The following is a 19,435-nucleotide window of genomic DNA, read 5'->3' on the forward strand; positions in this document are numbered from 1 at the left end:
TTCAAACATATAGCGGTGCGAGTGTGCCGCTTTACTTACCCATTAGAGCGTAACTATGGCAAAAACTGGACAGCGTACCGTTCTCGCATTTGATTTTGGCACTAAGAGTATTGGCGTTGCTGTGGGCCAAGAGGTGACGGGCACGGCTTCACCATTAGATGCGATTAAAGCCGTTGATGGGATACCTAATTGGGACGTTGTCGCGAAGGTGTTCGAGCAGTGGCAACCTGACTTAGCTATTGTGGGCTTACCCTTGAATATGGATGGCACCTTTCAGCAGGTAACATTTGCAGCGAAAAAGTTTGGCAATCGATTAAGCGCGAAGTACAGAGTCCCAGTTGAAACTGTAGATGAGCGCTTGACCACCGTCGATGCCAAAGCGCGTTTGTTTGAAATGGGCGGTTTTAAAAAGCTCGATAAGCAGAAGATTGATAGCGCGTCTGCCTGTCTCATTTTTGAGAGTTGGGTGGAGCAATCTTATTCTTAAAGTTCCGTTTAGGTGTAGTTAAAGTCCAGAGCGTTAAGAAAACGCATAAAACATCATCACGTGACGAAAGTATAATGGCCGGTTGGCTTTCTTGTTTACATCAACGTTAATGAGAAAGCCTAATGCAAAACGCGATTATATCCCTGACTTCAAATAACATTCAGCATACGAGTACCCCACAAAAGAACACCCAGCAACAACAGATCCTGCAAAAAGACGTACAGCAAACCAACAGTGCATTTCTTTTACGGGCGAGCGCGGTTTTGTGTGTTCTACTGCTTATGATGTTTACCTTACCGTTGACCTATGCAGCTGAGCCAGTGCCAGTGCCAGAGCCAAAGTCAAAGCCAGGGCAAAAAAGTGCACCGTCAGAAGTACCGCTTACAATGGCACCTAACTGGAGCCTACAAGATGCCGACGGTAATCAAGTGTCTTCAACAGATTTTGCAGGTAAGCCATTGATTATTCACTTCTGGGCGACGTGGTGCCCGTATTGCAAAAAGTTGCAGCCCGAGCTAGAGCGTCTCTATGTAAAATACCAAGAGCAGGGCCTACAGATGATTGCTATTAGCTTGCGAGAAGATGAAGACGTCAAGCCACAAGAAGCGCTAAATGCACGAGGTATGTCATTCAAAACTTTGGTTAATGGCGACCAAGTTGCCATGGATAAATTCTATGTGCGCGGCACGCCGACTACCTTTTTTATCAATGCGAAAGGGCAGGTGGTGGTGGCGACTCGGCTGTCTGATCCAAATGATCCTCGTTTAGAGCAAGTGGTGAAATCTATTTTGGTTAAATAACGTCTGACTTATGTTCATTATTTATCATTGTTTTTAAGAGATCTGCTTCCTTATAAGGCGGATTTCTGCTACTTTTGCGTTGGCAAATAGACGTCCAGATGTCTTCTTATTCTTCATCAACTTGGATACCGCAATGAGCAAAGTTTCGCTTCAAAAAGACAAGATTAAAATTTTACTTCTCGAAGGTTTACACCAGAGCAGCTTGGATACACTGAAAGCAAATGGTTATGAGAATATTGAGTACTTGAAAACGTCGTTACCTGAAGACGAATTAATTGAAAAAATTAAAGATGTACATTTCATCGGTATTCGCTCACGTACTCAGCTAACCGAAGCAGTTATCGCAGCGGCGAACAAATTGGTTGCGGTTGGGTGTTTCTGTATTGGTACTAACCAAGTTGATCTGAAAGCTACCCAGAAGCGCGGTATTCCGGTTTTTAACGCGCCATTCTCGAATACGCGTTCAGTGGCTGAGTTGGTACTAGGTCAACTGATTTTATTATTACGCGGTGTGCCTGAGCGCAACGCAAAAGCCCATCGCGGCGAGTGGGACAAGAGCGCAAATGGCTCGTTTGAAGCCCGTGGCAAAACGTTAGGCATAATTGGCTACGGCCACATTGGTACCCAGCTGAGCATTTTGGCTGAGCATTTGGGTATGCGCGTTCAGTTTTTCGATATTGAAGATAAGCTTGTATTGGGTAACTCGACGCAAGTCAAATCGATGAAAGAATTGATGAGCACCTCTGATGTAGTGAGCTTGCATGTACCTGAAACCGCACAGACTCAAAACATGATTGGCGCGACCGAGTTATCGTGGATGAAGCAAGGCGCTATTCTTATCAACGCGGCACGAGGCACTGTGATTGATATCGCTGCGTTGGTTGACGTACTTGAAGCGGGTAAGCTAAGTGGCGCGGCCATTGACGTATTCCCTGTTGAGCCTAAGTCAAACAAAGAAGAGTTCGAGTCTCCCCTGCGTAAATTCGACAATGTGATTTTAACCCCGCATGTGGGTGGCAGTACTCAAGAAGCGCAGCAGAATATTGGTATCGAAGTGGCAGGTAAGCTCGCTAAATACAGCGACAACGGCTCGACCTTGTCGGCGGTTAACTTCCCTGAAGTATCCTTGCCTTCTCACGCGGACCGTTCACGTTTGTTGCATATTCATAAAAATGCGCCGGGTGTGTTAACCCAGATTAACCAAGCGTTCGCAGAAAAGAATATCAACATCGCGGCTCAGTATCTGCAGACCGATGACATCATTGGTTACGTGGTGATTGATGTTGAAACTGACGATGCAGATGAAGCGTTAGAACAGCTTAACTTGATTGATGGCACGATTAAGTCACGTATTTTGTTGTAGTGGCTAAACAGACTAGTTATATAGACTAGCGGTTTAAAGCTAAACAAAGATCAAGCGCTACGGGGCAATCTGTAGCGCTTTTTTTATATCCTATGTAAGCGCAAGCTTACTGATAACTTTGTCTAAACTCCGAAGGTTTTGTTTCAAATAGTTGGTAAAACTTACGGCTAAAATAACTGGCATCTTGAAAGCCTACTTCTGCGGCAATCACGTTTATGGGTAGGGTGGTTTCCACTAATAAGCGCCTCGCATTCTCTAATCTGACTTGAATAATGTAGTGCCGTGGGGTGAGCCCTAAGTACTTTTTGAATCGTCTCTCAAGGGCGCTTATCGACAGATGCGATAAAGATGCTAGCTCTTGCATAGACAAGTTTTGCATATAGTGCTGGCGAATATGGCTCATAGGGGTTTTGAGAGCGTCCATGCTGTTCAGCGCCACTGAGGTTTTTTCTAAATGGCGTGACGTCCCATACGAGCCGATGATGGTGCCTTTAGCGTCATAAAGTGGGCGTTTTGATGTGGTGAACCAGCACACCTCACCGGATTCAAGCACATTCATTTCTAGGCGTTCCGTTACTGTTTCTCCTTTTACCACCCGCTGGTCATCATTTAAAAACTGTTTGGCAATATGCCTTGGGGCAAAATCGGCATCGGTTTGACCAAGTGCTTGTTCAAGTGTGTGAATACCCACGTGCTCTAAAAAGCATTGGTTGGCGTGTATTAATCGACTATGGGTATCTTTTATCCAAAACAGAATGTCCGGTAGCAGATCAAACATAGATAACAGCTGACTAATATTGCAGCGCTGAATAAATTGCGCGCTTTGTTCACTGCTTATGTGGTGTGTCGTCATGGTGAATGGCATGCTCGTGTCGAATATTCTAGAAGCCTTAATATAGGTAGTTAAACGTACACTGTATAGTCATAAAGTCTATCGGTTACTAACGTTATAGCTATTTAAACTCTGAACGTCTCTTTTAAAACGCTGATTTTATCCTAGTTTCATCCGATTTTACTTTATCTACATTTCACTTATAGCCCTTACAATATTTAACAATTAATTAACTTTATTTCTCTTTGGCTGAGCTTATCTAATATTGGTTTGAACTAATACGTAGAATTAATCACTTAGCTAAGAGAAAGGCTTGGGTTAACGGGCAATAGTCCCTTTAATTAACAGATTCTGGTGTTAAACAAGTTCACAGCGGCTGAATACAATTTTGAAGGTAAAGGCGATTCCTATGGAAAAATTATCAACACGCGTTATGGATGAGACGTCACAAGATGCCAATCAGTTAGACGATAAAGGCACTCGCATTGAAAGCCCAAAGAAGCGCTCGTTTCTTTTGGGATTAGGTGCACTAATCGGGGCTGCAGGCGCTGAAAAACTACTTGGCGGCAATGCAATGAGCGTCGCCATGGCTTATCAAAGTAATAACCAAAGCTGGCAGTCGTCTGGGCGCTTGTTTACCCAGAAACAGCTGCAGCAGTTACGGGATATCTGCCAATTGGTGATCCCTAAAACGGGTACTGCTGGTGCGGGAGACGTTGATACTCATGGTTTTATTGATAACCAATTAGTGCGTTGTCACGCAAATTGGCAACAGGTTCAAGTGGTTGAACTGCTAAAACGGATAGAGTCTGCTGCAATAAAGCGATTTGGCACTGCCTTTAGTGATTCAAGTGAATCTGAACAACTCTCCTTATTAACCTCAATCGAGGAAGCTGAAAACGAGTTCGGTCAAGATGATGCGGAACACTTTGCATTTTTAAAGCAGATGATTGTATTTGGCTACTTCACCTCTGAGGTAGGCGCTACTCATGAGTTAGCTTACCTACCTGTACCTGGCGGGTTTACAGGTTCGATACCTTACTCTTCAGTAGGCAAATTGTGGTCAGGTGGCATGTGATTGGGATGTTCGCTATAAGCCACCCAAACGCCACGAGCATTTATAGAGCCACAGTAACGCATTGAAAATAGGATAAAGTAATGAGTGAGCAAGTTTACGTGAAAGACACAGATGAGATCTACGACGCCATCGTTATAGGCTCAGGTTTGTCGGGGGGCTGGGCGGCAAAAGAGTTTTGCGAGCGAGGCTTGAAAACGCTGATGATTGAGCGCGGCCGTGTGGTAGAACACAGAAAGGATTATATCGGTGAAGGCGTGCCTCAGTGGGACAAGCCAATGCGTGGCAAAGTCGACAATATTTTACTTGAACAGCGCTACCGTATTCAAAAGCAGTGCTATGCCTTTAACGATGCGACTAAACACTTTTTTGGAAACGACCGTGACTTACCTTACACCACCAAAGGTGACACAAGGTTTACGTGGATCAGGGCGAATCAGTTGGGGGGGAAATCCTTGTTGTGGCATCGCATGTCTTATCGTTTAAGTGATCATGATTTTGCCGCCAATAGTTTAGATGGCCATGGTAATGATTGGCCCATTCGCTATGCTGATCTTGAAAAGTGGTACAGCCACGTAGAGCGCCACGCAGGTATAAGTGGCGCTAAAGAGGGACTAGAGCAGTTGCCCGATAGCGAATTTCTACCACCTTTTGAGATGACCAAGCCGGAGCGAGACATAAAAGCGGCGATAGAAAAAGCCTTTCCTGATCGCAAGATGATCATGGGGCGTATGGCACATTTAACGCAACCCACCCAGCTGCATATTGATCAGGGGCGGGTGCAGTGCCAAGCGCGTAATGAATGTCAAAAGGGCTGCTCATTTGGCGCGTACTTCTCCACGCAAAGCTCCACATTACCCGCCGCTGCTGCAACCGGAAACCTACATATTGCGCCTAACAGCGTGGTGCATAGCTTGATTTATGACGAGCAAAGCAAACAAGTGAAAGGCGTGCGCGTGATTGATAATGACACCCTCGCTGAACGGGAATATTACGCAAGGGTCGTATTCTTGTGCGCATCAACGCTGGGTAGCACGCAGATTATGCTCAACTCTACTTCTCGTACTTTCCCTGATGGCATTGCTAATAGTTCTGGCGTGCTGGGCCATTATTTAATGGATCATAACTACAATGCAGGTGCATCAGGCGATGTGCCAGGCTATGAAGAGGAATATTACAAAGGGCGCAGGCCTGGAGGTGTTCTTATTCCTAATTTTCAATATGAACCAAAGCGCGCCAAAAAGAATTACTTACGCGGCTATGCTTTGGTCGGCGATGCCTATCGGGAAGGTTGGCAGCAGCACGCCTCAACCAAAGGATTCGGTGCAGACTTTAAGCACAAGATGACGCAAGCAGGTAAATGGAGATTTGGTTTACACGCACAAGGGGAAATGCTGCCGCGGTATGAAAACACCGTGAAGCTGCATAGTTCGTTAAAAGACAAGTGGGGTATTCCTCAGTTAGAAATAAATTGTCGCTGGTCTGATAATGAATTAGACATGATGAAAGACGCCGCTAAGACCGCCGAAGAAATGCTGCAGGTAGCTGGTGTTGAAAATATCTACAGTTATGTAAATCAAGGCCCGCCCGGACTTGCTATACATGAGTTAGGTACGGCCAGAATGGGACGCGATCCCAAAGATTCAGTATTAAATCAATTCAATCAAACCCACGATATAAACAATCTATTTGTTACCGATGGGGCGAGCTTTAGCAGCTCAGCAGTGCAAAATCCGTCGTTAACGTTTATGGCGCTCACGGCAAGAGCCGTGGATTACGCAGTTACGGAAATGCAGCAAGGGCGCATTTAGTTTTTTGCAACGTAAAAAATCATGCAGAATGCAAAATATAGAAGGGAATAGAAATGACATTAGCAAATTTCACATCACGAGTCGCCATGATAATGAGTGCCATCGTTATCACCATAATGCTAAGTGGTTGTGAGCAAAATGAAAATCAGAAAAGCGCCAAGAAAGTTTCAGACATCGAACCTCAAGTGAGTGTGCAGTTATGGTCGGTAAAAGATGAAGTGAAGCGTGATTTCGAAGGAACCCTCACCATATTGGCTGACATGGGGTTTGATGGAGTGGAATTCGCCGGAGAATTCGGTGAATATTCGGACAACCCTGAGGCGCTCAAGGTATTTCTTGATGGACTGGGGCTTAACGTCAGCGGCGCGCATATTCCGTTTGAAAAACTAAATGAACAGCAATTTGCTGACACAGTGGCGTTTTATCAAGCTATTGGCTGCGATAGCTTGATTGTACCTTATGATGCGCGTGCATTTGACCCGCAGCATGTTAAAGAGGTAGTTGCCGATTTGAATCGGTTATCTGAAAAGCTAGCCCCACAAGGGATGAAGATTGGTTATCACAATCACGAAAAAGAGTTTGATGACTATGAGCAAAGTACCTACTGGGATTACATTGCGCAAAACACACATGAAAACATCATTTTGCAGCAAGATGTGGGCTGGACGACCTATGCGGGCAAAGATCCCATTGAATATGTTAAGCGTTACCCTGGCCGCACTTTTACAACTCATTACAAGGTCAAACTACCCGATGATGCAGAGGGTAAGCTGCCGTTAATTGGTCAAGACACCATAGATTGGCCGAACCTAATTGAAGCCAATATGACAGTCGGCGGAACACGCTGGTTAGTGGTTGAACAAGAAGAGTACCCTAACGATTTAAAACCGTTAGAAGCGGTTAAAATATCGAAACAGGGCTTAGCGGAGTTTCTTGACGCGCGCTAGCGTTGAATGGGCCTCGCATCTCCAGTAGCCCCGCTTGCGACATGCACCCAGGGCTCACTTTTATAACCGCTTTCAGCTATAAGTTAGGGGCAATAGAATCCATAACGGCTTGCAAACCGGGCTTGTTGTCGATAATTTCCTGTTGAGTCAATCCCACCATTTCATAGGGTAATATCAACCATTTATCTGAGGTATTAATATAATAGTTAGGCACCCTGTCAGTACGATTGTTGGCGGGCTTAAACCAAGGCACCGCGACTTTGAAATCTTTGGGCATATTGCGCTTAGCTCGCGATGATAATTGGTCAAGCACCGCCTTAATACTCAAGCCTGAGCTGTATACGTCATCAACAATCAGCAATTTATCATCGTGATTGAGGTTCTCTAACAGATACTGCAGGCCATGCACTTTAATGCCTTGTTCACTATCAATCATCTTTTGATAACCAGGTTGCCCCTGATAGGAGGTACGAATTGAAATATGATCAGTCTCAACGCCTAAATACTGCAGGCATTCCTGCACATAGATGCCTACAGTGCTGCCGCCACGCCAAATACCCACCACAAAGTCGGGACGATAGCCGCTATTGAATATTTCTACCCCTAATCTAAATGAGTCTTGGATCAGGGCATCTTCGCTAATAAATGTTTTTTCCATACCTTTGTCCTTAACGTCGCGGCTATTACCACGCCAGTTGATCTGTGTTACCGACTGCCAAAAGTCAATAAACTACTCAACGCTCTATAAAGATCGCGTACAATAAGCGTTCAATCACTTATTTACCAAGTTTGTGTTAAGCCTATTATGTCTGAAAAAACTTACCTCAGCGCGCAAGATCTGCTAATAGACTCCTTTAGCCTCGGAGCCAAAGTATTTAACGATGGTTTCAAACCCAATTATATCATCGCTATCTGGCGCGGTGGCACTCCTATTGGCGTAGCGGTGCAAGAGATTCTGCAATACCAAGGTATTGAGAGCGATCACATTGCGATACGCACATCTTCCTATAGCGGTATCGATGGTCGGGCTAAAGAGGTGCGCGTTCATGGGATGAACTATCTCATTAAAAACATTAGAGCAGAAGATCGATTGCTTATTGTTGATGACGTTTTCGATACGGGGTTGACTATTCAAGCGGTTATCAATCACCTCAAAGAAAAAACACGTCTCAACGCCCCTAGTGAAATTCGCGTCGCTGTGCCTTACTTCAAACCTACCCGTAACAAAACCGATATGGTTCCCGACTACTATCTGCACGCCACTGAGAGCTGGTTAAAATACCCGCACTCATTAGAAGGCCTAACAGAAGAAGAAATTGCCAAACACCGACCTGAGCTTTACGAAATTATAAAAGGTGCCAAAAAACCATAAAACATAGCTATCGCCGATGGCCTAAATCACGGCTATTACCTATGGGCTCCATCAACGAAAGCTCGCTGGTTGCCATCGGTACAATAAAACGTACATTTAATACTCATTACCAATGGACCTCTTAACGGGTTAAATCATCTAAGGTTTGCTTGAGCTGTTGCAGTTCATCACGTAACTCAGTCACGGTATCTTCAAGGGCGCTGATGCGTGCTTCTTGAGAAGTATTGTTGGTCGCGACCGTGGTGTTCGTGGTGCTAGGTTGACTGCTTTTACTCGCTGTTGCAGGTTCGTGGCTAATGGCTTCATTGGTGTCCTTGTAAAATTGCTGAGCGTAGCGTGATTCCCGTTTACCTGGCTCTCGTTCTAAGCGCACGACTAGCTGCTCGCCGTTTACATCCATTAATTCATTTAGGGCTTTTTCGACTTCATCCACATGAGTAAAACCAGCCATACGCTGCGCACGGGTGCGAAGCTCTCCGGGTGTTTGCGGGCCGCGTAATAGCATTACGCAAATGATGGCCAATTGCTGTGGTGTGAGCTGTAAATCGCTAAATTCAGTATTACAAAAACGATGTTTATAGCGTGTGGCGCGACTGCCGCTTTGCTCAAATATCATATTTTTTGCGCGCAGCTCATCAAGGGTATTTTGCACTTCAAGCTCGGTGAGCTCCATTACTGGCTCACGGTTACTTTTTTGATTACAGGCGGTGGTGATACTGTTCAATGAAAGTGGGTATTGCTCAGGTGTGGTGACTTCTTTTTCAAGTAGTACACCGATTACGCGCGCTTGCAGCTGGGTTAAGGTAACTAACAAGATAACTCCTTAGGAAATAAATATGCCTTGCAGCGAAGGAAAACCGACGAGACAATAAGGTAAATAATGCTCTGGTCCGAATATTGGGCTGCAGCTAAGTATATGAATGAGAGCCATCTTTTGTCGACACCTTTAGTTTTTCATCCCATTTACAGTCAGCTAGATTTACCCTTTAAACACCGATTTCCGATTGAAAAGTATCAAGCAATTTACGATAAGCTTATCAGCTTAGGCGTTCCCAAAGCGCAGTTTCATCAACCGGATGCGCTCACACCAAGTCACTTAAAACGCGTTTACAGTCCCGATTATGTCAATGGCCTTACCCAAGGTGTGCTTGACCCTAAAGCCATGCGTAGGATCGGCTTTCCTTGGTCAGAGCAACTGATTCAGCGCTCTTTAACGGCTGTTGCAGGCACAGTGATGACCTCGTCACTCGCACTTGAACATGGTAAAGCCTTGAATTTAACAGGGGGTTATCATCATGCGTTCGCAAATTTTGGTTCAGGCTTTTGCTTGTTCAATGATTTGTATTTAGCCGCTTTGAATATGTTGCAAACGCCCACAATAAGAAAAGTACTGATCTTTGACTGTGATGTTCATCAAGGGGATGGAACGGCCAAGCTCGCTTCCAATAATAAGCGTGTTTTCACGGTATCCATTCACGGAGAAAAGAACTTTCCCCACCGTAAGCAGGTTTCTGACTTGGACTTTCCTTTAGCGAAGGGAGCCACAGATGATGAATATTTAACTGTGGTTGAAGGCGCCTTGCATCAAGTATTTAGCACGTTTCAGCCTGATGCAGTGATATACGATGCTGGTGTGGATATTCACATTAACGATGATTTGGGGCATTTGCATATTTCGACTCCCGGTGTGTACGCCCGCGATTGCATGGTGTTTGAAGCGTGTGAGAAATACGGTGTACCCGTAGCCGCGGTGATAGGGGGCGGATATCAGCGAGATATAGACGCCTTAGTGGATGTGCATTTACAACTATATAGGGCTGCGGGTGTTGTTTCATAGGGAGTAATTTGAGTCGCCCAAGAATTTTATTTTTGTCATGTCATTGTTTTGGTAGCTTATACCCATCCATAAAAATAACGCCTGAGTTAACTGCATCATTACATCGACACAAGCATACATAGACAATACTGTAACTTGGGGCGTGCTTAATTAACGAGTTTCGTTTTTTTCAAGCGTTTCGATTTCGCTCCACAGAGCTTCAGCTTCTGCGGTCAACATTGAATAGCTGCGTATATCACCTTTGCGCTGGGCTAACATGGCTTGTTCGAGTTTCTGGTCGTATTGTTTTTTCATTTTCTTTAACGGTGACGATTTTAAAAAGCCAAACATACATTTTCCTATTGGTTATGACGAAGACGTTATTGCCGATGCCATTATTCAGGGAGTCAAAGTCTTACTGTTGTTATTGTGTTTGGGATCAATTACCGGCCTTTAGCTAGAATTGGCTACGTATCTCAACTCTTTTGAGCTTTTGGTGACACCAACTGAAACGTTACAGAGGCGCTGATCGTCAAGTTAGCTATCTAGTTCGCAATGTTAGTCGGTCAACGTTATGGCTATTATTTTGATAGGTTCGGCTAAGATCTGGTTTTTAATGTAGGGATCTTCAACAACTTTAGAATGTCGATTACGTTGTATTTTGCTAACAATATCCATTCCTGCCATCACTCTTCCAAATGCAGCAAAACCTTGACCATCAGGATTCCTAGCGCCGCCATAATCGAGAGAAGGCTGCTCCCCCACACAAATGAAAAATTGTTGAGTTGCGGTGTTGGGGCCACCTCTGGCCATCGATAAGGTTCCGTCTGTGTGGTTTATTCCGCTGAGTTTAGTGGTTTCAAGCAGAATAGGAGGGAAGTCCTTGAACTGTGGATTAGTGCGCCCTTGGATAACCGATATTGGTGGTGAGCCTTGGTCGTTATCAGGGCCTACAACGCGGTAAAATTCGCCTCCCGTGAATGCTGATTGTTGAATATATGCAATGAAATTAGCTACAGTAACAGGTGCTTTTTGCGTAAATAGTGCAATTTCTATGTTTCCCATAGAAGTTTGAATGACAGCTTGTTGAGTTGCTTTTTGTGAAGCCTGTGCGGTCTGCGCAGATGCAAAAAGTGAATTTGTTAGATTAAGCAAGAATAGTGAAAGTAGTAAAAATCGAGAGTAGGGAGCCATATCGTAAATTCCTTTTAAATGCGAGAATGTCATTAAAAGGCATCAGCGAGCATTTTTCAATGGAGGGACGAATTCGAGTATTGTTTAAATGTGTATCTTTAGTGGCAGTTCGTTAAACGTACGATTAGTAAAGTTGTCGTTTAAGCTTTGGGTTTATTGGTAAAAATGCCGCAGCGATAAGGTATGCTGCGACATTAAAGTATTGTGAAGTAGCGAATATCAATTTGTGTTGTTACGGCATAGCCTTCATCGCTTGGTTAAACTTGTGTTGCCCATTAACAACCCAGCTTGGTGTGGCTTCGCCAGCACCCGCGTATCGCAAACTGGGGTGCTGACTCGTTACCTCTTGCAACACAGATTCTTGCTCAGCGGTGATATCAACGAAAAAGACATGCATGCCTTGACCAAGTAGTTGCTGGAAACGCTTAAATTGGTAATTAGGTGTTTGAATGCCTATTAAGCCGCCTTCCCACGTACAGAACCCTAAAACGACCACCGCGCAAAAACCAAATGGGATCCAGCCTACAGCCGTCATATGCCAATTAAATATATACGCCACTAATAAAATGAGGAATGCGCCGATAATGCCTATAACGGCCCCTAACTGAGTGGAGTGAACAACGTCTTTCTTTAAAACGGATTCTATTGCATGTAAATGATGTTTTTCTAACTCGGCGTCATTTTCACTGAGTACGTGAAATTGAGGTACCGTCAAGCCGTTGTCTACTAGTTCCCTTTCAACTTGTTCTAAATCTCCTAAATCATCAGTTATATAGTAATGTCTAAACATAGGTTTCTCCAGAGTGTTTATTGACCGCTTGTTAACCTGTGAAGTATAGCAGTACAGGTAAAAAAGCATGCGGAAACGTACCGGAGAGACAACAAAGGCGTGGCTGAGCTGATGTGTTAAATGCTTAGGCTCTGATATGATCATGGCTGTATAACAATTTCTGGGCAATTTAATGAGTTTAATGGGGTCGGCAGTAGTATTTTTGGTGGCAGCTGTGGTGGCCGTTCCTATTTTTAGAAAGTTAAAGTTAGGCGCTATCTTAGGGTATCTTGTGGCGGGCGTCGTAATTGGGCCGTCGGTCATGGATTGGGTCAATGATCCGCAGACTATATTGCACGTTGCTGAGTTAGGTGTAGTTTTTCTACTTTTCATTATTGGTTTAGAGCTAGATCCCAAACAGCTTTGGGAAATGCGTAAAAAAATAACGCTAACTGGCGGCTCACAGCTTATTTTCAGTGCCACCTTTATCGCCTTGATGTGCTCTTTCATTCTTTCTTTATCACCAGTCACCTCATTGGTGGTTGGTTTATCTGTAGCGCTTTCTTCTACAGCGTTCGCTGTGCAGCTAATGGAAGAGCATAGAGTATTAAAGACGCCGCCTGGTCAACAGGGCTTTTCAATCTTGCTAATGCAAGATGTAGCCGTTATTCCGATTCTATTACTTGTTGCTAGCCTTTCCTCAGGCGTGGTAGCGACGGGGCCAGCTTGGTGGGTAAGTGTATTAGCTCTGTGTGCGGTGCTGGTGGTAGGGCGCTTCTTAATAAACCCATGCTTGAGCATGATTTCATTGTATGGCAATTCTGAGGTGATGACGGCATCGGCCTTATTAATTGTTATTGCCACTGCGCTGGGTATGCAGGAGGCTGGACTTTCAATGGGGATGGGGGCCTTCGTTGCGGGTATTTTACTGGCTAACTCAAGCTTTAAACATCAACTTGAAACGGAAATAGCACCCTTTAAAGGGCTATTTCTAGGATTGTTTTTCATCGCAATAGGGATGAACTTAAATTTAGCGCTTTTGGTCTCAGAACCTGTGTTTATCCTAGGGGCGAGTGTGGTACTTGTGCTGGTGAAAGGCGGCGTAATTTTCACCATTTTAAAAATGACAAAGCAAAACACGACTGATGCGGTAAGAATAGGTTTAATGCTTTCCCAAGGCGGCGAATTTGCCTTTGTCGTGATGTCACAAGCAGAAGTAACGGGGGTTATTGAAACACTCATCTCTCAGCAAGTAACTTTGATTGTGGGGATTTCGATGGCATTGACATCCCCTCTGGTCATAATGCACAGCGTGTGGTTCAACAGTAAACATTGCCCAGCCGTTTATGATGCTGAGCCAGATGAAAAAGAGCCTAGAGTTTTGATAGCGGGCCTTGGGCGTTTCGGTCAGGTATCTGCACGTATCTTAACGGCAAATAAAATTCCTTTTATAGCGCTTGATAAAGATCCTGAGCAAATTGAGTTTCTGAAAAAGTTCGGCAGTAAAGTGTTTTATGGAGATGCTAGCCGGCTAGACTTATTACGTACGGCAGGTATAAGTAAAGTTAAGGTATTACTCATTGCAATAGATAATGATCAAGAAGCACTCAAAATAGCCTATTTGGTGCGAGATCACTTCCCTGATATAAAAATTATCGCCCGTGCACGCAATCGTATGAGTGTGGTTAATTATGCAAGAGCAGGTGTAAATACTTATGTGCGGGAAGTCTTTCCTGCGGGTTTAAAGGCTGCAGAAAAACTGTTACAGGCTTATGGGTTTGATGAGGAGAAAGCACTTCGTACCGTGGACGTTTTTGCGAAGCACGATGAGAAATTAGTGCACATTAGCGCCACTAAAAACCTAAACCTTCAGCAAATGATTGATATCAATGAGCAAGATAAAACAGAGTTGCAATCCCTATTCGAGCGAGACGAAAAAGGGATTAAATGATAGTTAGAATTGGTAATTAAAACTAACCGTTAGGCGAGAGTCGGTTAAATCACGATTTTCGTCTTCCGTTTTTCGGTCAACATAGCGTGCTGATACATTCATTGAGAGCTGACGACTTAGTTCTCTATTGAAGTTAATACTCACATTGAGTGAATCATTAATACGATCAGAGGTTTTGTATTCAACGGTCGAGTAACTTGATGATAGACCTAATTTATTGCGGCGGCCTAAATCATAGGACATAGACAGTAAAGCGGTTTTAGTCGTTTGCTCTGTTGCTGATTCTAGATATTCAGTAGTGATGTAAGCCAAGCTAAGAGACGCCTGAAATCTGCGCTTATCATACCCAAAGTTAATTTTACCGGATTTTCTAAATAGCGTTTCATCGGTCACGTCTGTGGTGAAGCTATTCAAACTTCTGTATTCCTCACCTGCTTGCAACACGTAATTTAAAGAAGACGGCTGAAAACATTCCGCGAATTCAGTGGAGCCAATTGGACACACAAATAAACTACTAGGGCCCTCAGTAAAACTTAAACGTGAATAAGATGTCACATCTTCATCATACGTCGCTGAAGCACTGAAGGTTTTTAATTTGTAGTCGAGATCAAACGCGTAGGCATCGCCATAAAAGCGTTTGCTGTAATTAAACCGTAATGCAGTGCGTTGTGAAAAAGCCCAATCCGTATTTACGCCTATATAGCGAGTAGTACGCTCACCCTCATCCAACTCGTTAAAGGTTATTTCAATACTATTTTCATCGTATGGCTGCCAGTTGAATCCGGCTCCGTAACTTGTCGTATCCAAATTTTGTCTTTGTGTACTGAAGCCACTCTCATCTAGTCCATATTTACTGTCAGAGCCTACTAGGACGAGTGATATGTCATTAACAACTTCAAAGCCTAATCTAGCGTTTGATAAAGTAGATGAAAAGTCTTGAGCGCTTTCCCGCTTGGTATCGTAGTATTGTGATGATAACAAAAAGGTTAAACCTTTAAACCGTCGGCCTTGATATAATTGAGCACTGACAAAGGTATTCTCCCCGTCAATTCCGCTAGTACTTTCAAGAGTCTCATCAGAACTTGTTTTCGAGAAACCTGTTTGTAATGATAGTCCAACTGTTTTGGGGTTTGGTGTTACAAAATTAACTTGCAAAGAATCACTTGCCGTTTTAGTTAATTCCCCACTAGATAAAATCTTGTCAGCTACTATCCCTTGAGTGGCCTCAGTTGCTCGGTACCTATGGTCACCGTTCACAGATATACTTAGAACATTATCAATGATCTGAAGAGAAGAATTATAGCTAAATTCAGTGAAGCTTTTATCTGTATTAGGTAGGTCGCTCCGTTGTTCAACCGTCGTGTTATCTATTACAAATGCAGCAGTTGCTTTTCTCCCGCGGTACGTCGTTACTAACTTTGGAATTACGGCAACCGCTTCAGTATTATCGGATGGTTCTACACCTGTTTGAGTGTTGTAATAATAACCGGACGTAGTAATTGAAGGAGCGATTTTTAAATCACCAGCGTACGCTGAACTCGCACTTCCGCAGGCAATTGATACTGCAAGAAGTAACTTATTTTGTACTGATGGTGCTTTTTTAATTGTCACTAATTTGCTCCTGCGTAGTAGTAACCATACCCCGTTCCATTGCGATTTATTTTCTGGCCTTTATTCACGACAAAGCCGATAGCCATATCCGGGTTCAACTGGCCTACTGCTTCTTGAATATCTGATATCTTAGTGGCTTGTTCTTCCGCTACGACAATTGCTTGACCTGCTAAATTCGCCAAGATGGCTGTTTCATTAATCCCTAACAACGGAGGTGTATCTACGATAACAATCCTGTCAGGGTAACGGTTTGCGAATTCCTGAACTACATCGTACATTTTTTCACTCGCAAGCAACTCAGTAGATAAATGGTGTGATTTACCAGCTGGTATTATGCGTAAGTTAGGTACATTGGTTTGACACATAACCTCGGCAATATCAGCCTTTTCACCGAGTAAATATTCCATCAGCCCATCTTGATTCTGCAACTCCAAGGTGCGCATAACGTTTGGCCTAAGCACGTCTGCATCTACTAACAAGACGGTCTTGTCTTGTTCTAGCGCGATGCTTAAAGCCAAATTAACCGCAGTAAACGTTTTTCCCTCACCTGGCCTCGAACTAGTTACCATAATAATGTTACTGTTATTCAAGGACTTGGAAAGAGGGCCAAAAGCGTTATCGATGATTTTGCGTTTTATTGCGCGATACTCTTCATTTATCAACCGGCGCTTAGCACTCGTTGAAACAAAACCCTTTTCTTCCATCTTAAACAGATCAATTTCGATGCTTTCAGCGGAGGAGGCAGGTTTAGTTGGATCTTTCGGAGGGTTGGGGGGAGCCGCCTGACTCTTGCCAAAAATATCGTCTTTGGAGACAGAATCATGAGAAGTTCCATTCTCATCGGCTTTAGTTTTCTTATCTTTTTCCTGTTTAGATAAAGCGCGTTCTATTGTATTCATGCTAATACCCTCGATATGACGTCGATGTTCATTATTTCAGAGGCCATTAAGGCGCCATATAACATTAGAATAAGACCTGAAGAAAACATAAATACTAATATTCGTGCTCGATTCACTTTACGGATTTCTTTGACATTTAGGTGTGAAACAACACCCAATACTGGAAAAGACGTTAATGCAGTCAGTTGGCTTCCTCGTATTAAAATAGGGTTAAGTTGACTAATTAAGAACGCAACACCTAATCCTGCAGCAAAGCCCACAAATACTACTGCGGTATATCCAATTAAACGATTAGGACCCGTTGGGGCAAGTGGAGCTAGCGGCGGGTCAATCACTCTAAACTGAACGTCTTCAGATGAAACATCTGCTTTTTGTGCTAAATCCGCTGATTCACGACGAGACAACAGCTCCTCATATTTACGTTTTGTTATTCCGTAATCACGATTTAATGCGGTAAATTCAGCTTCAACTTGAGGGACAAGATCAATCTTTTGTTTGAGCTCATCAATTTTGGTCTGAAAATCATCCTTACGCACATTAAGAGACGCTATGAGGCTTTTTAAGCGTGAGACTTCAATACGGATTTCTTTAGAAAGTCCGCCAAGTGAGTTACTGGGGTCTTCATTTGAAGTATTAGACAGGTAATCGTCTATTTCTTCTTGGCGAGATTTTTGTAAGGCCTCGAGTAGGTTGTTCGTTTCTATCATATCAGGATGCAAATCAGTGTACTTAAGGGATAATTCATCCAGCTTTTCTTCCAAACTTTCTATTCTTGCATCGAAACGAGTAGTCAGAATGGAGTCTGCATCGGAAGGTTTAACTGCAAAGCTATCCACTTGAGAATTTGGCCCCCTAAGTTCACCTGAAAGCGCTTTAATTTGTTGTTCTGTCTCTTTAATTGTGAGAACGGTCTGTTCCAATTGAGCGTTTAACTCAGTGTAATTTTGATAAAAATTACCTTTCTCAGGTAAGAGCGACGCGTATTTACGTTGAAAATCAGCTACTCGCTGCTCCGCGGATGACAAACGACTTTCGTAATCCGCAATCTGGGTTTCAATGAAGCGACTGGCTGAATCTGAGTCTTTACGTGAGCTTCCTAAAGCACCTTCAACAAACAAATCGAGTGTTTCTTGTACCACAGTTTTAGCCATCTGAGGATCACTGTCAGTGTAAGCAATGGTGTAAAGGTTATCTCTTCCTGCCGAACGCAGTGAAATATTACTCGAAAGATCAGATATTATATCTTCGTAATCTTCGGGAGTTAGGGCTGTCACATCAAGATCTGATTCCCTTGCAATAATTTCGAGATTTGGACGACTTAGTAGAGTCTTTACCATCATTGAAATTTCTTGTTGGGGATTAGTTTGAATCGCTAGTCCACGCAATAAAGGTTGTAATACGGAACGCGTGTCAACGTAGACACGCGCTTGTGATTGATAAACGTCCGGCATAGAAGCTACATACACGAAGCCAATAGGGCATATAAGCCAACTGCAAATCATAACGTAGCGCTTTTTTACCCAAACACCTTTAAGGTAGTCGAGCAAAAGCTCAAGCGTTTTCTGTAAATCTTGCATTTAAATGTCCATATCCTTTAATAGTATCGACTAAAACCATGCTTCAGGAATAATAATGATGTCGCCCGGTAAAATATCGATATTTTGTGCAATGTCACCATCCCTTATCAGTGAATCAATATTAATACCGAAGGTTTGTTGCTTACCATCAATTGTGCGTACAAGTTTAGCATTATCACCAGCAGCAAATTCGGTTAAGCCACCTACTGATATCATCAGATCCAATAACGTCATTTGCTGGGTATAATTAATCGCACTTGGGTTAGTTGCTTCGCCGATGACGCGAACTTGCTCGCTTAGTGGACCAGCAAAACCTGTTACGCTAACTGTGACGCGTGGGCTGTTAATATATTTACCGAGTGACTCTTCTAATTCTCTAGCGAGAACAGTCGGAGTTTTACCGGTCACTTCGATATCTTCAACTAATGACGTGGTTACTTTTCCATCTGGCCTTACAATAAAGGTTCCCGAAATGTCTGGGTTACGCCAAACAAATATGGATAAAGTATCGCCAGGGCCAATTAAATACTGATAATTGCCTACTGAAGTAGTCAGCGAGGGATAGGTTGAGGCATTAGGAAGGCTACTATTACTGCTTGAGCATCCTGCTAAGGTTAAAATGAATAAAAATACTAAATTGAAGAATGCTATTTTGTTAGTCTTCATGTAAATTGTAGCTCCGTGTGTTGAACTCATCGGTCATCAATGTAACAAGATTTAGACTTATTTCAAAACATAAAATAATGAACAATAATAAAAAGTTAGTCGAACTCAAATACCTATTTTATATTTGGGAAACAGTAAATGATAAAGTTGTTACAATTAGAGGAAAGTGATTAATGAGTTTTGTTAATCGAAAGGAAGTTAGGCGCTCAAATATACTGATGATTTTAGAAGCATCGGTTGTAGCGTATATATTGTATTTGACCTT

19 protein-coding genes are annotated in these 19,435 nt (G+C 43.3%); 9 read left to right on the top strand and 10 right to left on the bottom strand.

Annotated features, from left to right (window positions below):
* The first annotated feature begins 55 nt into the window (after positions 1–55).
* The 3 genes from ruvX to serA all read left to right on the top strand — a co-directional run bounded on the left by ruvX (position 56) and on the right by serA (position 2,650).
* The gene (gene ruvX, locus GMES_RS04510; protein WP_006991401.1) at positions 56–487 is read left to right on the top strand and encodes a Holliday junction resolvase RuvX; all 432 of its coding nucleotides are present in this window, start codon (positions 56–58) and stop codon (positions 485–487) included.
* Between the two features lie 122 nt (positions 488–609).
* Positions 610–1,287: a TlpA family protein disulfide reductase gene (locus tag GMES_RS22760; protein WP_006991402.1), complete on the top strand. Its 678-nt coding sequence runs from the start codon at positions 610–612 to the stop codon at positions 1,285–1,287.
* Positions 1,288–1,420: 133 nt separating this feature from the next.
* A complete protein-coding gene (gene serA / locus GMES_RS04520; RefSeq protein WP_006991403.1) occupies positions 1,421–2,650 on the top strand; it encodes a phosphoglycerate dehydrogenase in 1,230 nt (409 codons plus the stop codon).
* A gap of 106 nt (positions 2,651–2,756) precedes the next feature.
* Here the strand turns inward: serA and GMES_RS04525 are convergent, their stop codons facing one another.
* Positions 2,757–3,503: an AraC family transcriptional regulator gene (locus GMES_RS04525; RefSeq protein ID WP_033186324.1), complete on the bottom strand. Its 747-nt coding sequence runs from the start codon at positions 3,501–3,503 to the stop codon at positions 2,757–2,759.
* Positions 3,504–3,891: 388 nt separating this feature from the next.
* Between GMES_RS04525 and GMES_RS04530 the strand changes: the two genes are divergently transcribed.
* From GMES_RS04530 to GMES_RS04540, 3 genes are all read left to right on the top strand, one after another.
* Positions 3,892–4,560, top strand: a complete 669-nt coding sequence (locus GMES_RS04530; RefSeq protein ID WP_006991405.1) for a gluconate 2-dehydrogenase subunit 3 family protein — start codon at positions 3,892–3,894, stop codon at positions 4,558–4,560.
* 80 nt (positions 4,561–4,640) lie between these two features.
* Positions 4,641–6,368 carry a GMC oxidoreductase gene (locus GMES_RS04535; RefSeq protein WP_006991406.1) on the top strand — a complete coding sequence of 576 codons (1,728 nt, stop codon included), beginning with the start codon at positions 4,641–4,643 and terminating at the stop codon, positions 6,366–6,368.
* Positions 6,369–6,421: 53 nt separating this feature from the next.
* The gene (locus GMES_RS04540) at positions 6,422–7,315 is read left to right on the top strand and encodes a sugar phosphate isomerase/epimerase family protein (RefSeq protein WP_006991407.1); all 894 of its coding nucleotides are present in this window, start codon (positions 6,422–6,424) and stop codon (positions 7,313–7,315) included.
* A 76-nt stretch (positions 7,316–7,391) separates the two neighbouring features.
* On the opposite strand, the gene GMES_RS04545 is transcribed toward GMES_RS04540, so the two are convergent.
* A complete protein-coding gene (locus GMES_RS04545; protein WP_006991408.1) occupies positions 7,392–7,973 on the bottom strand; it encodes a phosphoribosyltransferase in 582 nt (193 codons plus the stop codon).
* A 147-nt stretch (positions 7,974–8,120) separates the two neighbouring features.
* On the opposite strand from GMES_RS04545, the gene GMES_RS04550 reads away from it, so the two are divergent.
* Positions 8,121–8,687: a phosphoribosyltransferase gene (locus tag GMES_RS04550; RefSeq protein ID WP_039986549.1), complete on the top strand. Its 567-nt coding sequence runs from the start codon at positions 8,121–8,123 to the stop codon at positions 8,685–8,687.
* Positions 8,688–8,808: 121 nt separating this feature from the next.
* On the opposite strand, the gene GMES_RS04555 is transcribed toward GMES_RS04550, so the two are convergent.
* Positions 8,809–9,501: a YceH family protein gene (locus GMES_RS04555; protein WP_006991410.1), complete on the bottom strand. Its 693-nt coding sequence runs from the start codon at positions 9,499–9,501 to the stop codon at positions 8,809–8,811.
* Between the two features lie 66 nt (positions 9,502–9,567).
* On the opposite strand from GMES_RS04555, the gene GMES_RS04560 reads away from it, so the two are divergent.
* Complete coding sequence (locus GMES_RS04560) at positions 9,568–10,524, top strand: histone deacetylase family protein (protein WP_006991411.1); 957 nt, start codon at positions 9,568–9,570, stop codon at positions 10,522–10,524.
* Between the two features lie 150 nt (positions 10,525–10,674).
* Here the strand turns inward: GMES_RS04560 and GMES_RS04565 are convergent, their stop codons facing one another.
* From GMES_RS04565 to GMES_RS04575, 3 genes are all read right to left on the bottom strand, one after another.
* Positions 10,675–10,854 carry a DUF6435 family protein gene (locus GMES_RS04565; RefSeq protein ID WP_006991412.1) on the bottom strand — a complete coding sequence of 60 codons (180 nt, stop codon included), beginning with the start codon at positions 10,852–10,854 and terminating at the stop codon, positions 10,675–10,677.
* A 207-nt stretch (positions 10,855–11,061) separates the two neighbouring features.
* A complete protein-coding gene (locus GMES_RS04570; RefSeq protein ID WP_006991413.1) occupies positions 11,062–11,697 on the bottom strand; it encodes a peptidylprolyl isomerase in 636 nt (211 codons plus the stop codon).
* A 232-nt stretch (positions 11,698–11,929) separates the two neighbouring features.
* Complete coding sequence (locus GMES_RS04575; RefSeq protein WP_006991414.1) at positions 11,930–12,487, bottom strand: hypothetical protein; 558 nt, start codon at positions 12,485–12,487, stop codon at positions 11,930–11,932.
* A gap of 172 nt (positions 12,488–12,659) precedes the next feature.
* Between GMES_RS04575 and GMES_RS04580 the strand changes: the two genes are divergently transcribed.
* Positions 12,660–14,417, top strand: a complete 1,758-nt coding sequence (locus tag GMES_RS04580) for a monovalent cation:proton antiporter-2 (CPA2) family protein (RefSeq protein ID WP_039986550.1) — start codon at positions 12,660–12,662, stop codon at positions 14,415–14,417.
* 3 nt (positions 14,418–14,420) lie between these two features.
* Here the strand turns inward: GMES_RS04580 and GMES_RS04585 are convergent, their stop codons facing one another.
* The 4 genes from GMES_RS04585 to GMES_RS04600 are packed head-to-tail and all read right to left on the bottom strand — an operon-like array spanning position 14,421 to position 19,170.
* On the bottom strand, positions 14,421–16,028 hold the full coding sequence (locus GMES_RS04585) for a porin family protein (protein ID WP_006991416.1): 1,608 nt from the start codon (positions 16,026–16,028) through the stop codon (positions 14,421–14,423).
* Positions 16,028–16,927 carry an XrtA-associated tyrosine autokinase gene (locus tag GMES_RS04590; protein WP_006991417.1) on the bottom strand — a complete coding sequence of 300 codons (900 nt, stop codon included), beginning with the start codon at positions 16,925–16,927 and terminating at the stop codon, positions 16,028–16,030. Before GMES_RS04590 ends, GMES_RS04585 begins: the two co-directional genes overlap by 1 nt.
* The gene (locus tag GMES_RS04595; RefSeq protein ID WP_006991418.1) at positions 16,924–18,504 is read right to left on the bottom strand and encodes an XrtA system polysaccharide chain length determinant; all 1,581 of its coding nucleotides are present in this window, start codon (positions 18,502–18,504) and stop codon (positions 16,924–16,926) included. The genes GMES_RS04590 and GMES_RS04595 overlap by 4 nt, the downstream gene beginning before the upstream one ends.
* Before the next feature lie 30 nt (positions 18,505–18,534).
* A complete protein-coding gene (locus GMES_RS04600; RefSeq protein WP_006991419.1) occupies positions 18,535–19,170 on the bottom strand; it encodes an XrtA/PEP-CTERM system exopolysaccharide export protein in 636 nt (211 codons plus the stop codon).
* Positions 19,171–19,435: the final 265 nt, after the last annotated feature.

The sequence above is a fragment of the Paraglaciecola mesophila KMM 241 genome (assembly GCF_000315015.1).
GTDB lineage: Bacteria > Pseudomonadota > Gammaproteobacteria > Enterobacterales > Alteromonadaceae > Paraglaciecola > Paraglaciecola mesophila.

Excerpts from the sequence above, each read along its gene's own strand:
- ruvX (WP_006991401.1), top strand. The coding sequence starts at position 56 with ATGGCAAAAACTGGACAGCGTACCGTTCTCGCATTTGATTTTGGCACT.
- GMES_RS22760 (WP_006991402.1), top strand. The coding sequence starts at position 610 with ATGCAAAACGCGATTATATCCCTGACTTCAAATAACATTCAGCATACG.
- serA (WP_006991403.1), top strand. The coding sequence starts at position 1,421 with ATGAGCAAAGTTTCGCTTCAAAAAGACAAGATTAAAATTTTACTTCTC.
- GMES_RS04525 (WP_033186324.1), bottom strand. The coding sequence starts at position 3,503 with ATGACGACACACCACATAAGCAGTGAACAAAGCGCGCAATTTATTCAG.
- GMES_RS04530 (WP_006991405.1), top strand. The coding sequence starts at position 3,892 with ATGGAAAAATTATCAACACGCGTTATGGATGAGACGTCACAAGATGCC.
- GMES_RS04535 (WP_006991406.1), top strand. The coding sequence starts at position 4,641 with ATGAGTGAGCAAGTTTACGTGAAAGACACAGATGAGATCTACGACGCC.
- GMES_RS04540 (WP_006991407.1), top strand. The coding sequence starts at position 6,422 with ATGACATTAGCAAATTTCACATCACGAGTCGCCATGATAATGAGTGCC.
- GMES_RS04545 (WP_006991408.1), bottom strand. The coding sequence starts at position 7,973 with ATGGAAAAAACATTTATTAGCGAAGATGCCCTGATCCAAGACTCATTT.
- GMES_RS04550 (WP_039986549.1), top strand. The coding sequence starts at position 8,121 with ATGTCTGAAAAAACTTACCTCAGCGCGCAAGATCTGCTAATAGACTCC.
- GMES_RS04560 (WP_006991411.1), top strand. The coding sequence starts at position 9,568 with ATGCTCTGGTCCGAATATTGGGCTGCAGCTAAGTATATGAATGAGAGC.
- GMES_RS04565 (WP_006991412.1), bottom strand. The coding sequence starts at position 10,854 with ATGTTTGGCTTTTTAAAATCGTCACCGTTAAAGAAAATGAAAAAACAA.
- GMES_RS04570 (WP_006991413.1), bottom strand. The coding sequence starts at position 11,697 with ATGGCTCCCTACTCTCGATTTTTACTACTTTCACTATTCTTGCTTAAT.
- GMES_RS04575 (WP_006991414.1), bottom strand. The coding sequence starts at position 12,487 with ATGTTTAGACATTACTATATAACTGATGATTTAGGAGATTTAGAACAA.
- GMES_RS04580 (WP_039986550.1), top strand. The coding sequence starts at position 12,660 with ATGAGTTTAATGGGGTCGGCAGTAGTATTTTTGGTGGCAGCTGTGGTG.
- GMES_RS04590 (WP_006991417.1), bottom strand. The coding sequence starts at position 16,927 with ATGAATACAATAGAACGCGCTTTATCTAAACAGGAAAAAGATAAGAAA.
- GMES_RS04595 (WP_006991418.1), bottom strand. The coding sequence starts at position 18,504 with ATGCAAGATTTACAGAAAACGCTTGAGCTTTTGCTCGACTACCTTAAA.
- GMES_RS04600 (WP_006991419.1), bottom strand. The coding sequence starts at position 19,170 with ATGAAGACTAACAAAATAGCATTCTTCAATTTAGTATTTTTATTCATT.